Source organism: Limnohabitans sp. Bal53 (genome assembly GCF_003063355.1).
Classification (GTDB): domain Bacteria; phylum Pseudomonadota; class Gammaproteobacteria; order Burkholderiales; family Burkholderiaceae_C; genus Limnohabitans_A.
On record NZ_NESH01000002.1, the window covers coordinates 825,826 to 839,687 of the forward strand.

A 13,862-nucleotide genomic window follows, 5' to 3' on the forward strand; every position below is an offset into this window, starting at 1 on the left:
TTGACGCCCCGGGGGCTTTTTGGGACTCCGATTTTGGGTTCGGTACCAAGCCACTCACCCCTTGCGCCTGTTATGGCCAGGTGCGAAGCGATTCAGTCGATTTGACTGTCACCGCGAGGTACACAGCGCATCATGGATTGCCGCGCTTCGCTCGCAATGACGAGAAAAAACCGTCATCGCCGCGTTCTACTGGCATCGCAGCTTTCTACCGCCATTGCCGCTTTCTACCGGCATCGCGAGGTACGAAGCGATCCACCCCCTGTTGCTGTCATCGCAAGGCATGAAGCAATCCAGTCGATGCGACTGTCACCACGAGGTACAAAGCGCATCATGGATTGCCGCGCTTCGCTCGCAATGACGGGAAAAAAAGTCATCGCCGCTTTTTACCGTCATCGCCACTTTTAACGTCATCGCGAGGTACGAAGCGATCCACCCCCTGTTGCTGCCATCGCATGGCATGAAGCAATCCAGTCGATTCGACTGTCACCACGAGGTACAAAGCGACTCATGGATTGCCGCGCTTCGCTCGCAATGACGGGAAAAAACCGTCATCGCTGCTTTCTACTGTCATCGCGAGGTACGAAGCGATCCACCCCCTGTTGCTGTCATCGCGAGGTACGAAGCGATCCAGATTTTTATCGCGGCAACTGGCTGGCCTCTCTTGCCAGTGCTTCAATGCGCGCCCAATCGCCTTGGGCCAGTGCATCCGCGGGCACCAACCATGAGCCGCCCACACAGGCCACATTGGACAAGCTCAGCAGGTCGTTCGCGTTCTGCTGGGTCACGCCGCCGGTGGGGCAGAACTTCACGTCAAAGAACGGGCCGCTCCAAGCCTTGAGCATGGCGGGGCCGCCCGCCTGCATGGCCGGGAAGAACTTGAGTTCGGTGTAGCCGTCTTCTTGGGCCATCATGATTTCGCTGCCGGTGGCCACACCGGGCAACAAGGGCAAACCCAAGTCTTTGCAGGCTTGGCCCACCGCCGGGGTGTAGCCGGGGCTGACCGCAAAACGGGCGCCCGCTTTGACGGCAGCAGCGGCGTCATGCGGGCTGCGCACCGTGCCCGCTCCCACCACCGCGCCTTCGACTTCGTTGGCAATCGCTTCCATGCAAGCCAGGGCCTGAGGCGTGCGCAAGGTGATCTCGAGCATGCGGATACCACCGGCGAGCAAGGCGCGGGCCATGGGCACCGCATGGGCCACTTCGTTCAAGACGATCACGGGGATCACGGGGGCGTCCTGCATCACTTGCAGGGCAGTCAGATTCACAGCCATGTGCAGGCTCCTTCTTCGGCTTTGAGCGCGTTGCGGCGCAGGTTGGCAAACAGTTCACGGCCCATGCCAACGCCGTTGGCGGCGCGCAGCTCGGCAGGCATTTGGGCCAGCGGGCGAGCAGCCCATTCGGCCTCGCTCACCAACACTTGCAAGGTGCCTGCTACGCCATCGAGGCGAATCAAGTCACCGTCTTGCACCTTGGCCAGCGAACCACCGGCAGCAGCTTCTGGCGAGACATGGATGGCGGCGGGCACTTTGCCCGAGGCACCGCTCATGCGGCCATCGGTGACCAGCGCCACCTTGAAGCCCCGGCCCTGCAAAATCGCCAATGGCGGGGTGAGTTTGTGCAGCTCGGGCATGCCGTTGGCTTGCGGGCCTTGCCAGCGCACCACACACACGACATCACGGTCGAGCTCACCCGCCTTGAACGCGGCATGCAATTCGTCTTGCGAACTGAACACCCGGGCTGGCGCTTCGATGGTGTGCAGTTCTTCGGGCACGGCTGAAATTTTGATCACGCTGCGGCCCAGATTGCCTTGCAAGAGCTTGAGGCCGCCAGTGGCGCTGAAGGGGCTGGTCGCGGGGCGCACCACGGTGTCGTCTTGGCTGACACCCGCGTCATGCCAAACCAGCTGGCCGTTTTGGGCCGATGGGATGCGGGTGAATTCACGCAGGCCACCGGGGCGCACCGTCAGCACATCGGCGTGCATCAGGCCCGCATCGAGCAGTTCTCGGATCACATAACCCGGGCCGCCAGCGGCCTGGAACTGGTTCACATCGGCGCTGCCGTTGGGGTACACGCGGGTGAGCAGCGGCACCACATCCGACAAGGCCGAGAAGTCATCCCAGTCGATCACGATGCCCGCCGCACGCGCCACTGCCACCCAGTGGATCAAATGGTTGGTGGAGCCGCCCGTGGCCAGCAGGGCGACCATGGCATTGACGATGCAGCGCTCGTTGACCAGGCGGCCAATCGGCGTGAAGTTTTTGGCCTTGACCAGATCCAGCACGGTGCGGGCCGCTTCGCGGGTCAGTTCTTGACGCACGCCCTCGCCCGGGTTGATGAAGGCCGTGCCGGGTACATGCAGGCCCATGGCTTCGAGCAGCATTTGATTGCTGTTGGCCGTGCCATAAAAGGTGCAGGTGCCTTCGCCGTGGTAAGCCTTGGACTCGGCCTCCAACAGTTCAGGGCGGCCGACCTGGCCCAGTGCGGCTTGTTCGCGCACCTTGGATTTTTCGTTGTTGGACAGGCCACTGGTCATCGGGCCAGCCGGCACAAACACGGTGGGCAAATGGCCAAACTGCAATGCGCCGATCAGCAAACCGGGCACGATCTTGTCGCACACGCCCAGCATCAAGGCGGCATCAAACACGTCGTGGCTGAGCGAGACGGCGGTGGCCATGGCGATCACGTCGCGGCTGAACAGGCTCAGCTCCATGCCCGGTGTGCCTTGCGTGACGCCGTCGCACATGGCGGGCACGCCCCCGGCCACCTGGGCCGTCGCACCCAGTTTGCGGGCTTCGTCTTTGATGAGGTCAGGGTAGTGCTGCAGCGGGGCATGGGCCGACAGCAGGTCGTTGTAGGCGTTGACGATGCCGATGTTGGGTGCACGCGGGGCCACGACTTTGATTTTGTCGAGTGCCGTGGCGCGTGCTTTGTCGCCTTCGGGCATGGCGGCAAAAGCGTGGGCCACGTTGGCGCAGCCCAAGCGCTGGGCACCAGGGTCTTGGTTGGCGGCGGCATCGACCTGCTGCAAATAGGCCTGTCGGGTCGGGCGGCTGCGCTCGGTGATGCGGGCGGTCACAGCGGCCAAAGTCGGATGGAGTGTCATGTTTTGACGCCGCAATCGGCGTGGTAACTAAATTACATGACCGATGGTAACCGCGATCCTGCATTTCGGGGTGCTGGCGCGGTTACAGATTGGGTACAAGCGGCAGGCTGCCCCACAACAGGCGAAAAAAAACCCGCCGAAGCGGGTTTTCAGCACGGTCTGGGCTGAATCACTTGGGGGCAGAGGCATCTGCCGCAGGAGCCGAAGCGTCAGCTGCAGGTGCGGAAGCATCTGCCGCAGGGGCGGAGGCTTCAACAGCGGGTGCCGTCGCCACAGGGGCCGCTGCCGGTGCAGCTTTTTTGCTCTTGGCTATGCCAAAACCGACGGCCAAGCCCACGGCCAGCACGATCACGGCCACCAAAACGGTCCAAACTACGGGTTGATTGTCATCTTGAGGGGTCGACATGGGTTTTTTTCTCCGAAAATAGTGGGCAGATCGTAATGGGGCCCAATTGCATATGACTGACACACCTGCCGATGCACCCAACGCGCCGACCGCAGCTGGCCGTGCTACGGCATTTCAGAGCACTTTGCTCGACCAGTTTCGCGCACAAACGGCGGGCCGGGACTTGTGGGTGTTTGGTTATGCCTCACTTTTGTGGCGGCCTGAATTCGAGGCCCAGGAGCAGCACATCAGCCGCGTCTGGGGTTGGCACCGGGCCCTGAAAATGTGGAGCCGGCTCAACCGCGGCAGCCCCGAGTGCCCGGGCCTGGTCTTTGCCTTGTTGCCCGGCGGCAGCTGTCAGGGTGTGGCCTACCGGGTGGCCCGCAACCAGGCCGACGAGGTCCTGGTGCGGCTGTGGGAGAGGGAGATGCCCATGGACGTTTACACCCCCAGCTGGTTGCCTTGCAACACGCCGCAAGGCCGTGTTCAAGCGCTGGCCTTTACCCTGCCGCGCAGCAGCCCCAGCTTCACTGGCCAGTTGCCCCCAGCGACCTACCGGCAAATTTTTCAGCAGGCCTACGGGCGATTTGGCACCACGCTGGACTATGCCCGCCAAACCTACGAGAGCCTGCAAGCCCATGGCATCGAAGACCGGGCGCTGGCCGCACTGCTGCGCCACGCCGACTGAACGTTGAGCGTGATAGGGAGATGACTCAGCCGTGCCAAACAGGACGCTGAGCGTCCATGGGCTCAAGGACCTCGGTATTGCGCTGGCGCAAAACACCAAAAGGCCAAATCCCTATACTTGCCGCCATGAACATCGCCGACCTGCGCAAGAGCTACGAAAAAGCCGAGCTCAATGAAAATGCCTCCCACGCCGACCCCTTGAAGCAATTTGCCCAATGGTTGCAGGAGGCCATCGCCGCCGAAGTACCCGAGCCCAATGCCATGACACTGGCCACCGTGGCCAGCAACCTGCGACCCAGCACGCGGGTGGTGCTGATCAAGGGGTATGACGAACGCGGCATCGTCTGGTACACCAACTACGACAGCCGCAAGGGGCAAGAGCTGGCAGGCAATCCGTTTGCAGCTTTGCAGTTTCACTGGGTTGAACTCGAGCGTGTGGTGCGCATCGAAGGCCGGGTGGAAAAGGTCTCCGACGAAGAAAGCGACGCCTACTTCCACAGCCGTCCACTGGACTCGCGTATCGGGGCTTGGGCTTCACCGCAAAGCCAGGTGATCGACGGGCGCACAGTGCTGGTGACCAACGCTGCCAAATACGCAGCGCAATTCATGCTGCAACCCCCACGCCCGCCGCACTGGGGCGGCTACCGCCTGGTGCCCGACAACTGGCAGTTCTGGCAAGGGCGCAAAAGCCGTTTGCACGACCGATTGCGTTACACGCAAGAGGGCAACAGCTGGCTGCGCGAACGTTTGGCGCCTTGAGGTCCGGCTTCTTTAGACTGCCGCGACGATGCGCCAATCATCAGTCACGCACAAACAGGGTCACCAAAGGGTCGGGTCCGACCTGGCGACTCCAGTGACCATGCACTGCAGGGTCAAACGTGGTCCCATCGGGCAGCGTGTCGGCCGAATAAAAGAACTCGCCGGGGCCAAAGGTTCGCGAGCTGCCGTCTTGCAAAAAGATCTCCATTTGCCCACCCAGCACAAACAGCCACTGCGGATGGCCCGTGCAGTGAAAGCTGCTGCGAAAGCCCACCGGACTTTGGCGCAACTGGCAGGCGTTGGCTGACATCAGGGCCGACAAGCGGCTTTGCGGTGTGCCTTCGGTCAGCGGCACTTCCTCGTCGCGGAAACGAGCGCGCCCATCGGTGTCGGTGAAGAGAATGACTTTTTTCAGGGCTTGCATGGCCGAGGCCTTATTTCAAAAACAACAAGCCCCGATTGTCGCCGAGCCCAGAACATCGACCGCTTGAGCTTGAGCGAGCCCCTCATCTGCCTGATCACTGTGCCAGTTAGCCCACGCTGACAACGCGGCCAGTGCTTCAACTGCTTTGCCGCTGCACGATCTCGAAGCCCAAATCCAGCTGGGGTGCCTCAGGCTCTTGGCCACGCATCAAGCTCAGCAGCATCTCGGCGGCGGCCTGGCCGATGCGCGCACGCGGTGTTCGAACGGTGGTCAGGGTGGGCAACATTTGGTCGCTGCCGGTCAGGTCGTTGAACCCGGCCACTGCCACTTGCTGCGGCACCGAAATGCCCATGCGCAGGGCCGCCAACAAAGCGCCTTGGGCCAAGTCGTCGTTGCAAAAGAAGATGGCGTCCACGGCCGGGCGCTGCTGCATGATTTGCTCGAACATCAAGCCGCCCAATGCCAGAGATGAGGGTGCGGGGTTGAGGAATTCGAGTGCGGGGTCGAACACACCCGCTTCTTGCAAGGCGTGACGCCAGCCATACAGACGCTGCATCACACGCGGATCGAGCTGCGCCGCGGCAAATGCGATGCGGCGGCGCCCCTTGGCGAGAAGGTGGCGCGTCATGGCAACGCTGGCATCGGTTTGCCGAAAGCCCACGCTATACAAGGCCTCACCATCGCTGGCCGGTAAATCCATCAGGTGCACGCAGGGCACCTGGCTGCGGGCCATCAACTGGCGAGTAGCCGGGTTGTGGTCCAGCCCGGTGACCAGCAAACCCGCCGGGCGGTGCAGCAATTGCTCACGCAGCAGTTGCTCTTCTTCGCTGGGGCTGTAGTGCGTCACGCCCATCAGGGTCTGGTAACCGGCCGCTCGGAAACTGGTTTGCGCGGCGTCGAGCAGGTCCACAAACAAGGCATTGGACAGCAGCGGGATCAAGATGCCCACATGGTCACTGCGCTGCGAGGCCAGCGCCCGGGCCGCCGGGTCCGGCACGTAGCCGAGCATGTCCGACACGGCTGTGACGCGCTCGATCAGAGCCGGGTCCACCGCCCGTTCGCCACGCAACGCCCGCGAGACGGTGCTGGGGCTGACACCGGCAGCGCGAGCCACATCGCTCAGGGTGACGCGGCCGGAAGCGCGGTGTTTTCGGGGCTGAGCAAGCGGACTGGGCAAGGGTTTATCCGTAGAAGTGCTGGGTCAGGGGGTCTATAGGATAGCGCTATCCCGCTGGTTTTGAAGATAAATCTGGCCCATAGCGGATGATCCCAATCCCGCCAAATCCAAGGCGTTCGACTGGGGTTGCTTTTTTTTAACCCTTTTGGACAGCGCTGTCCAAAATTGACCATCAGGAGTTGTGAATTGTCCAAACCCGATGTGCTGGCCGTGGCCAAACTGCACCCCTTCTACCAAAAAGCCCTGGAGTCGCTGTACACCGTGCACGACCGCACCCATGTGACCGACCCGGCCGCCTTTGCCGCCTTGGCCCCCCACATCGTGGGTGTCGCCGGTACGGGCGAGGCCAGCGTGCCGCGCAGTCTGCTCGCGCAGCTGCCGAACGCCAAAGTGGTGGCTGTGTTTGGTGTGGGCTATGACGGCGTGGATGTGCCCGCCGCCATCGAGCACGGCATTCCCGTCACCCACACCCCCGATGTGCTGACCGACGATGTGGCCGATCTGGCCCTGGGCCTGGTGTTGTCCGTGGGCCGAGCCATCCCGCAAGCAGACCAGTTTGTGCGTGCAGGCCAATGGACCAGCGGCCCCATGGCCTTGGGCCGCAAGGTCTCGGGCGCACGCCTGGGCATCGTGGGTCTGGGCCGCATTGGCAAGGCCATCGCGCAACGGGCGCGCGCATTCGGCATGTCCATCGCCTACACCGCACGCAGCGAAAAACCCGATTCGGGTTTCCAGTTTTACCCATCAGCGACCGCGCTCGCGTCGAATGTGGACTTTTTGGTGGCCATCACGCCCGGCGGCGCAGGCACCAAGCACCTGATCAACGCCGAGGTGCTCAAGGCCTTGGGCCCACGCGGTTTCTTGATCAACGTCGCACGCGGCAGCGTGGTCGATGAAGAGGCGCTGATCGCCGCCCTGCAAAACGGCACCATCGCGGGCGCGGGCCTCGATGTGTTTGCCAACGAGCCCCATGTACCCGAGGCGCTGTGGAGCCTTCGAAACGTGGTGCTGACGCCGCACATGGCCAGTGCCACCACCGAAACGCGCCAAGCCATGGCCGATTTGGCTTTTGCCAACATGCAAGCCGGTATTTCTGGTCAGCCCTTGCGCACGCCCGTGCCAGAGTGCAAAGCGATGGTGAAGTGATCTGCGGTCCAACGTCATGAACACCTCGCCTTTGCGCCTGATCGTCATGGGAGTGTCTGGTTGCGGAAAATCGACCATGGCCTGCGCCTTGGGCGAACGCCTGGGCCTGGACATGGTGGATGGCGATGACCTGCACCTGCCTGAGAGCGTGGCCAAGATGCGCGCCGGCATTGCCCTGCAAGACGCCGACCGCTGGCCCTGGCTGGACCGCATTGGCCATTACCTCGCACAAGCGCAAGGGCCAGGTCGCGTGGTGGCCTGCTCGGCGCTCAAACGAGTCTACCGCGAGCGCATCCGCGAACAAGCGGGCGATGTGTGTTTTGTCTTTCTCGATGGCGACTTCGATTTGATCGAACAACGCATGCGCCAACGCGTGGATCACTACATGCAGCCGGGCTTGCTCGACAGCCAGTTCCGCACCCTCGAAAAACCCCAGGCCGATGAAACCGACGTGATTCACCTGTCCATCACCGACCCCGTTCAAGACATGGTCGCGCAAGCGCTCAATGCCTTGCACAGCCGCCTGCACCCTGCCCTCTGATTGTTAAGAAAGCCCCCACATGTTCATCCGCTGCGCATTTTTCCAAGGTCAAGTCAAACCAGGCATGGAGGACGCTTTCAACCGCTACATCCGCGACAACCTGGTGCCACTGTGGACCCGCTTTCCGGGCGCACAAGAAGTGCGCGTCTTGCGCCAGGTCGAAAGCGATGTGGCCGACCCCCACTTTGGCATGGTGCTGGCCGTGCGTTACCCCAGCCGCGAGGCGATCGAGATCGCCCTGGCCTCCGAGGTGCGCATGAAAAGCAAAGAAGTGTCCAAAGACATGATTGCCATGTTCGATGGCACCGTGTTCCACACCGTGTTCAGCGCAGACGAATACGCGCTGCCCACCGATTGAGCAACGATCACGGCCTAGACCTGGTGATGAAGTCTTTCACCTTGTGACGCATCCATCCATGGCAGTACGGGTTCCAACATGACCATTCTTGACACTTTCCAACTCAATGGCCTCCGCGCCCTGATCACCGGCTCGTCTGCTGGCATTGGCTTGGCACTGGCCGAGGCGCTGGCGCAAGCCGGCGCACACGTCGTCCTGAACGGCCGCACGGCCAGCAAAGTCGAAGCCGCTGCGCAGAGTTTGAGGGCTCACGACTTGTCGGTCAGCACGGCGGTGTTTGATGTGACCGATGCCGACAGTGTGCGTGCGGCTGTCGACCAGATCGAAGCCCAAGGGCCCATCGACATCCTGGTCAACAACGCGGGCATGCAGATTCGTGGTCCGCTGCATGAATACCAAGATGCCGACTGGCACACGATCATGAAAACCAACCTGGACAGCGTGTACTTCGTGGGCCAGGCGGTGGCCAAAAAGATGATTCCGCGCGGTCGCGGCAAGATCATCAACATCTGCTCGGTGCAAAGCGAGCTGGGTCGCCCCGGCATCGCGCCCTACACCGCCACCAAAGGCGCGGTCAAAATGCTCACCAAAGGCATGGCCATCGACTGGGGGCAGTTCGGCATCAACGTCAATGGCATTGGTCCGGGCTACTTCAAGACCGAATTGAACCAAAAACTGGTGGACGACCCGGCCTTCAGCAGCTGGCTGGTGGGCCGAACACCGAGCCGCCGCTGGGGCGATGTGCAAGACCTGGGCGGCGCGGCCGTCTTTCTGGCCTCAGACGCTTCGCGCTTTGTGAATGGCCATATCCTTTACGTTGACGGCGGCGTGACTGCCACCCTTTGAAGTTTTTGCGAGGAACCTCCCATGAAATCCGTTGTCTGCCACTCGGCCCAAGACCTGCGCATCGAAGAGACCGAACTGCCCGCCTTGGGCGAACACCAACTGCGCGTGAATGTGGCCTACGGCGGTATTTGCGGCTCGGACCTGCATTACTACCAGCATGGCGGCTTTGGCACCGTGCGCATCAAGCAGCCGATTGCGCTGGGCCACGAGATTTCGGGTGTGGTGGATGGTGTGGGTGCAGGTGTGAGCGGCATACCCCAAGGCCAGCGCATCGCCATCTCGCCTTCGCGCCCCTGCGGTCACTGCCGCTTTTGTCAGGCGGGCCAGCACAACCACTGTTTGAACATGCGTTTTTACGGCAGCGCCATGCCCTTCCCGCACATCCAGGGGGGCTTCAGCGAGCAGCTGATCATTGAGGGCTACCAGGCCCACCCGATTGCCGACCACCTGAGCCTGTCTGAAGCTGCGCTGGCCGAGCCTTTGTCCGTGGGCCTGCACGCCATCCAGCGGGCGGGCAGCGTTTTGGGCAAACAGATGCTGGTGACCGGTTGCGGCCCGATTGGCTCGCTCTTGATTGGCGCTTTGCGCCGTGCAGGTGCCGCCCGCATCGTGGCCGCCGACATCGCCGATTTGCCCCTGAAGTGCGCCAAGGAGATGGGTGCAGACGAGACCATCAACCTCAAGACCCAACCCCAAGCGCTGGACGCCTACAAGGTGGACAAGGGGCAGTTTGATGTGGTGTTTGAAGCCTCGGGCAGCGAAGCCGCTTTGCGCGTGGGTCTGGACACCATCGTGCCGCGTGGCGTGCTGATCACCGTGGGCATGGGGGGTGACATCAGCCTGCCCATGACACAAATCGTGGCCAAAGAAGTGGACCTGCGCGGTACCTTCCGCTTCCACGCCGAATTCGCCACGGCCGTGCGCTTTTTGAATGAAGGCCTGGTCAACGGCAAACCGGTGATCACCGGCATCTTGCCGGTGGACCGCGCCATCGAAGCCTTTGATCTGGCCGCCGACAAAACCCAGTCGCTCAAAGTACAGATTTCTTTTCAAAACGCCTGAAAATCACCGCTTTTCAAGACCCCTTTAGGAATTTCACAACATGTCCAAAATCGCTCTCGTCACAGGCGCCAGCTCCGGCATTGGCAAAGCTTGCGCCCTGGCCCTTCTCAAGGAAGGCTGGCAAGTCGTTCTGGTCGGCCGCCGCGCCGATGCGCTGGCAGCAGCCGTGGCTGAAGCAGGTGCCAACGCTGGCCACGCGCACGCCATCCCAACCGACCTGTCCAAAGAACCCGAAGTCAAAGCGCTGTTTGAGCAAATCCGCGCGCGCTTTGGCCGTCTCGACTTGGTGTTCAACAATGCGGGCATCTCCCTGCCCTACACCTTGCCGGGCGACCTGTCGGGCGACGAATGGCGCCGTGCAGTGGACATCAACCTCAACGGCGCGTTCTACACCTTGTCGTACGCCTTCAAGCTGATGCAAGAGCAAAGTCCGCAGGGCGGGCGCATCATCAACAACGGCTCCATCTCGGCCCATGTACCGCGCCCCGGCTCGATTGCCTACACCGCCACCAAACACGCCATCTCGGGCCTGACCCGCGCCGCGTCTTTGGACGGCCGCCCTTACAGCATCGCGGTCGGTCAGATCGACATCGGCAACGTGGCCTCGGACATGACCATCAAAATGGCCTCGGGCGTGCACCAGGCCGATCTGAGCATCAAGGCCGAGCCCCGCATGGACATGAGCGCTGTGGTCGAGACCTTCCTGACCATGGCCCGCTTGCCTTTGTCGGCCAACATCTTGTTCACCACCGTCATGGCCACCAACATGCCGTTTGTGGGGCGTGGCTGATCCCAACCCATCAAGCCTGCAGACCTTGTGTGAGTGGGAGCGGTCTCTGACCGCGACCATCACGCCCCCAATGCTCGCGGTCGGAGACCGCTCCTACAAGAGGAGCCATCCGTCTGAGCCACATTGCACGCTTTTGTGGGAGCGGTCTCTGACCGCGAACAGCACGCCCCAATGCATCGCGGTCGGAGACCGCTCCTACAAGAGGAGTGATCCGTCTGAGCCACATTGCGCGCTTTTGTGGGAGCGGTCTCTGACCGCGATCGCTGCCCTCAAAACACTGCAGCCTCAAATTTATCGGCTCACCCGCACCACCGCATCAGCCCGCTGGTGCAGATCGGGCAGCAGCTCCAGCCCCAAACCTGGCTTGTCGTTCAGGCTGATCATGCCGTTCTTCACTTGCGGTAACTCGGTCACCAACTCTTTGTACCAGCCGCTGTAAAAGGCCCGCACACTCTCTTGAATCAAGGCATTGGGCGCGTGCAAAGACAAGTGAGTCGATGCGGCCCACACCACAGGACCGGTGCAGTCGTGCGGTGCCACAGGCAACTGCCAGGCGTCGGCCATGGCAGCGATCTTGCGCGCTTCGGTCAAGCCACCGCACCAGCTCAAATCGAGCATGGCCACACCTGCCACGCCGGTTTGCAAATAATCCTTGAAGCCCCACTTGTAGCTGAGCGTCTCGCTCGCGCAAATCAGGGCCTTGCAGTCCACCGCGTACTGTTTGAGCAAGTCGAGGCTGTCCATGCGGATCGCGTCTTCGTGCCAGAAGGTGTCGAACTCCTGCAGGGCGCGTGAAATCTTTTGCGCCATCGGCAAACGCCACAGGCTGTGGAACTCCACCATGATGTCCATCTTGTCGCCCACCGCATTTCGGATTTTGCGGAAAGGTTCCAGCGCCGTGTTCAGATCTTGCGGGCTGATGTACTGGCCGTGCGACTTTTCTGCCGCCACATCAAAGGGCCAAATTTTCATGCCGGTGATGCCTTCACTCAACAGCGACTCGGCCACCTCGTCCGCACGGTGCAAAAAGCCTTGCAAGTCTTCGTAGGGCCCTGCGTTGTTGCCCAGGCCCCAGTTGCTGCTGGTCTGGTTCACATTGCTGCGGATGTACTGATACCCCGCGCAGGTGTTGTACACGCGAATCTCATCACGGCTTTTACCGCCCAGCGCGGTGTAGACCGGCATGCCCGCGGCTTTGCCAAAAATGTCCCACAGCGCAATGTCCACCGCCGAGTTGCCACGCGTTTCCACACCGGACCCACGCCAGCCCAAATAGCCGGTGATGTCACGTTGGCGCGATTCGATGGCCAGCGGGTCTTGGCCCACCAATTTAGGAGCGACCCACTCATGAAAATACGCTTCGACCGCTTGCGCGCCCATGAAGGTTTCGCCCAAGCCCACCAGGCCCTCGTCGGTGTGCAGGCGCACCCAGATGATGTTGGGAAATTCGCCTAGGCGGATGGTTTCAAGTTGCGTGATTTTCATGGCCGCACCGATTTCAGTCGTTAAAAAAGCCCCACAGCGGTGGGCTGTGGAGCTTGTGGGTTCAGCAAAAAGGCTGAGTGCGGTGAATCAACCGCCGCGAGATTTCTTCAACTCGTCTTGCACCACCTTGATGGCGTCCGCACCGATCGAGTCCTTGTGCTTGTCATACACCGAAGCGACTTTGGCGCGGATGCGGTTTTGCTCGGCCGCGCTCACTTCGTTGACCTGCATGCCCTTGGTCTTCAGGCTGGACAGGGATTTCTCGTTCAAAGTGCGGTTGGCGGCGCGTTGGACTTTCTGGCCTTCCATGGCCGCTTCACGCAGCACGGCCTGCTCTTGCGGGTTGAGCTGGTCCCACAGTTTCTTGCTGTACAAAATCAGGAACGGTGTGTAGGCGTGGCGTGTCACGCTCAGGTACTTTTGCACTTCATTGAACTTGGAGGTTTCAATGGTCACAAAGGGGTTTTCCTGACCGTCAATGGTTTTGGTTTCCAAGGCGGTGAACACCTCGCCAAAAGCCATGGGCACGGCGTTGGTGCCCAAGGTCTTGAAGGTGTCCAGGAAGATGTTGTTTTGCATCACGCGCACTTTGACGCCACTGAAGTCTTCCAGCTTGGTCACAGGGCGCTTGCTGTTGGTGAGGTTGCGAAAACCATTTTCCCAATAGGCCAGGTTCACCAGACCAGCAGCTTCAAGCTTGGCATTGAAGTACTTGCCCGCTGCGCCGTCGAGCACGGCATCGGCCTCTTTCTCATTGGCAAACAGGAAAGGCAGGTCGAACACGCCCAACTCTTTCACAATGCCCACCAGCGGCGAGCTGGAGGTGCACACCATCTCTTGCGTGCCAGCACGCAGAGCTTGCGTGGCTGGCAAGTCACCGCCCGCAGCGCCGCCCCAGAAAGCGGTGATCTTCATCTTGCCGCCGGTTTTGGCCGCCAGCACTTCTTGCATCTTCTTGACGCCCACGCCCACCGGGTGGTCTTCGTTCACACCGTTGGTGAACTTGATGTTGCGGTCGGCAAACTGCGCCATGGCGCTCGATGCCACCAGGAATGTGCCCGCGATCAGGGTCACCAAATTTCTGCGTTTCAACATGCAT

Annotated in this window: 16 protein-coding genes; 9 read left to right on the forward strand and 7 right to left on the reverse strand. The window is 61.4% G+C overall.

Annotated features, from left to right (window positions below):
• Positions 1-635: 635 nt before the first annotated feature.
• Both eda and edd read right to left on the reverse strand, forming a co-directional pair.
• The gene (eda, locus tag B9Z50_RS08850; RefSeq protein WP_108363333.1) at positions 636-1,271 is read right to left on the reverse strand and encodes a bifunctional 4-hydroxy-2-oxoglutarate aldolase/2-dehydro-3-deoxy-phosphogluconate aldolase; all 636 of its coding nucleotides are present in this window, start codon (positions 1,269-1,271) and stop codon (positions 636-638) included.
• Complete coding sequence (gene edd, locus B9Z50_RS08855) at positions 1,262-3,103, reverse strand: phosphogluconate dehydratase (protein ID WP_108363335.1); 1,842 nt, start codon at positions 3,101-3,103, stop codon at positions 1,262-1,264. The genes eda and edd overlap by 10 nt, the downstream gene beginning before the upstream one ends.
• 36 nt (positions 3,104-3,139) lie before the next feature.
• Between edd and B9Z50_RS18070 the strand changes: the two genes are divergently transcribed.
• Positions 3,140-3,271 (forward strand): hypothetical protein, encoded by a 132-nt coding sequence (locus tag B9Z50_RS18070; protein WP_255418363.1) that lies wholly within the window; start codon positions 3,140-3,142, stop codon positions 3,269-3,271.
• Position 3,272: 1 nt separating this feature from the next.
• On the opposite strand, the gene B9Z50_RS08860 is transcribed toward B9Z50_RS18070, so the two are convergent.
• Positions 3,273-3,509 carry a hypothetical protein gene (locus B9Z50_RS08860; RefSeq protein WP_108363337.1) on the reverse strand — a complete coding sequence of 79 codons (237 nt, stop codon included), beginning with the start codon at positions 3,507-3,509 and terminating at the stop codon, positions 3,273-3,275.
• A gap of 52 nt (positions 3,510-3,561) precedes the next feature.
• Here B9Z50_RS08860 and B9Z50_RS08865 point away from each other — a divergent pair, with 52 nt between their 5' ends.
• Both B9Z50_RS08865 and pdxH read left to right on the forward strand, forming a co-directional pair.
• Positions 3,562-4,176 carry a gamma-glutamylcyclotransferase gene (locus B9Z50_RS08865; RefSeq protein ID WP_108363339.1) on the forward strand — a complete coding sequence of 205 codons (615 nt, stop codon included), beginning with the start codon at positions 3,562-3,564 and terminating at the stop codon, positions 4,174-4,176.
• A 125-nt stretch (positions 4,177-4,301) separates the two neighbouring features.
• Complete coding sequence (pdxH, locus tag B9Z50_RS08870; protein ID WP_108363341.1) at positions 4,302-4,934, forward strand: pyridoxamine 5'-phosphate oxidase; 633 nt, start codon at positions 4,302-4,304, stop codon at positions 4,932-4,934.
• A 40-nt stretch (positions 4,935-4,974) separates the two neighbouring features.
• Here the strand turns inward: pdxH and B9Z50_RS08875 are convergent, their stop codons facing one another.
• Both B9Z50_RS08875 and B9Z50_RS08880 read right to left on the reverse strand, forming a co-directional pair.
• The gene (locus B9Z50_RS08875; protein ID WP_108363343.1) at positions 4,975-5,358 is read right to left on the reverse strand and encodes a hypothetical protein; all 384 of its coding nucleotides are present in this window, start codon (positions 5,356-5,358) and stop codon (positions 4,975-4,977) included.
• A gap of 136 nt (positions 5,359-5,494) precedes the next feature.
• Positions 5,495-6,535, reverse strand: a complete 1,041-nt coding sequence (locus tag B9Z50_RS08880; RefSeq protein WP_108363345.1) for a LacI family DNA-binding transcriptional regulator — start codon at positions 6,533-6,535, stop codon at positions 5,495-5,497.
• 186 nt (positions 6,536-6,721) lie between these two features.
• On the opposite strand from B9Z50_RS08880, the gene B9Z50_RS08885 reads away from it, so the two are divergent.
• The 6 genes from B9Z50_RS08885 to B9Z50_RS08910 all read left to right on the forward strand — a co-directional run bounded on the left by B9Z50_RS08885 (position 6,722) and on the right by B9Z50_RS08910 (position 11,278).
• Positions 6,722-7,681 carry a 2-hydroxyacid dehydrogenase gene (locus tag B9Z50_RS08885; RefSeq protein ID WP_199221698.1) on the forward strand — a complete coding sequence of 320 codons (960 nt, stop codon included), beginning with the start codon at positions 6,722-6,724 and terminating at the stop codon, positions 7,679-7,681.
• A 16-nt stretch (positions 7,682-7,697) separates the two neighbouring features.
• Entirely contained in the window at positions 7,698-8,222 is a 525-nt protein-coding gene (locus tag B9Z50_RS08890) for a gluconokinase (RefSeq protein ID WP_108363349.1), read from the forward strand.
• Between the two features lie 19 nt (positions 8,223-8,241).
• The gene (locus B9Z50_RS08895; RefSeq protein ID WP_108363351.1) at positions 8,242-8,580 is read left to right on the forward strand and encodes a hypothetical protein; all 339 of its coding nucleotides are present in this window, start codon (positions 8,242-8,244) and stop codon (positions 8,578-8,580) included.
• Between the two features lie 78 nt (positions 8,581-8,658).
• Entirely contained in the window at positions 8,659-9,426 is a 768-nt protein-coding gene (locus B9Z50_RS08900; protein WP_108363353.1) for a glucose 1-dehydrogenase, read from the forward strand.
• 21 nt (positions 9,427-9,447) lie between these two features.
• The gene (locus tag B9Z50_RS08905; protein WP_108363355.1) at positions 9,448-10,488 is read left to right on the forward strand and encodes an L-idonate 5-dehydrogenase; all 1,041 of its coding nucleotides are present in this window, start codon (positions 9,448-9,450) and stop codon (positions 10,486-10,488) included.
• 40 nt (positions 10,489-10,528) lie between these two features.
• Positions 10,529-11,278: an SDR family oxidoreductase gene (locus tag B9Z50_RS08910; RefSeq protein ID WP_108363357.1), complete on the forward strand. Its 750-nt coding sequence runs from the start codon at positions 10,529-10,531 to the stop codon at positions 11,276-11,278.
• Between the two features lie 291 nt (positions 11,279-11,569).
• Here B9Z50_RS08910 and B9Z50_RS08915 read toward each other — a convergent pair whose 3' ends face one another.
• Both B9Z50_RS08915 and B9Z50_RS08920 read right to left on the reverse strand, forming a co-directional pair.
• Entirely contained in the window at positions 11,570-12,763 is a 1,194-nt protein-coding gene (locus tag B9Z50_RS08915) for a mandelate racemase/muconate lactonizing enzyme family protein (RefSeq protein ID WP_108363359.1), read from the reverse strand.
• Positions 12,764-12,850: 87 nt separating this feature from the next.
• The gene (locus tag B9Z50_RS08920; protein ID WP_108363361.1) at positions 12,851-13,858 is read right to left on the reverse strand and encodes a TRAP transporter substrate-binding protein; all 1,008 of its coding nucleotides are present in this window, start codon (positions 13,856-13,858) and stop codon (positions 12,851-12,853) included.
• Between the last annotated feature and the right edge of the window lie 4 nt (positions 13,859-13,862).

Excerpts from the sequence above, each read along its gene's own strand:
- B9Z50_RS08900 (WP_108363353.1), top strand. The coding sequence starts at position 8,659 with ATGACCATTCTTGACACTTTCCAACTCAATGGCCTCCGCGCCCTGATC.
- B9Z50_RS08895 (WP_108363351.1), top strand. The coding sequence starts at position 8,242 with ATGTTCATCCGCTGCGCATTTTTCCAAGGTCAAGTCAAACCAGGCATG.
- eda (WP_108363333.1), bottom strand. The coding sequence starts at position 1,271 with ATGGCTGTGAATCTGACTGCCCTGCAAGTGATGCAGGACGCCCCCGTG.
- B9Z50_RS08905 (WP_108363355.1), top strand. The coding sequence starts at position 9,448 with ATGAAATCCGTTGTCTGCCACTCGGCCCAAGACCTGCGCATCGAAGAG.
- B9Z50_RS08860 (WP_108363337.1), bottom strand. The coding sequence starts at position 3,509 with ATGTCGACCCCTCAAGATGACAATCAACCCGTAGTTTGGACCGTTTTG.
- B9Z50_RS18070 (WP_255418363.1), top strand. The coding sequence starts at position 3,140 with ATGACCGATGGTAACCGCGATCCTGCATTTCGGGGTGCTGGCGCGGTT.
- B9Z50_RS08865 (WP_108363339.1), top strand. The coding sequence starts at position 3,562 with ATGACTGACACACCTGCCGATGCACCCAACGCGCCGACCGCAGCTGGC.
- B9Z50_RS08875 (WP_108363343.1), bottom strand. The coding sequence starts at position 5,358 with ATGCAAGCCCTGAAAAAAGTCATTCTCTTCACCGACACCGATGGGCGC.
- B9Z50_RS08915 (WP_108363359.1), bottom strand. The coding sequence starts at position 12,763 with ATGAAAATCACGCAACTTGAAACCATCCGCCTAGGCGAATTTCCCAAC.
- pdxH (WP_108363341.1), top strand. The coding sequence starts at position 4,302 with ATGAACATCGCCGACCTGCGCAAGAGCTACGAAAAAGCCGAGCTCAAT.
- edd (WP_108363335.1), bottom strand. The coding sequence starts at position 3,103 with ATGACACTCCATCCGACTTTGGCCGCTGTGACCGCCCGCATCACCGAG.
- B9Z50_RS08920 (WP_108363361.1), bottom strand. The coding sequence starts at position 13,858 with ATGTTGAAACGCAGAAATTTGGTGACCCTGATCGCGGGCACATTCCTG.
- B9Z50_RS08890 (WP_108363349.1), top strand. The coding sequence starts at position 7,698 with ATGAACACCTCGCCTTTGCGCCTGATCGTCATGGGAGTGTCTGGTTGC.
- B9Z50_RS08910 (WP_108363357.1), top strand. The coding sequence starts at position 10,529 with ATGTCCAAAATCGCTCTCGTCACAGGCGCCAGCTCCGGCATTGGCAAA.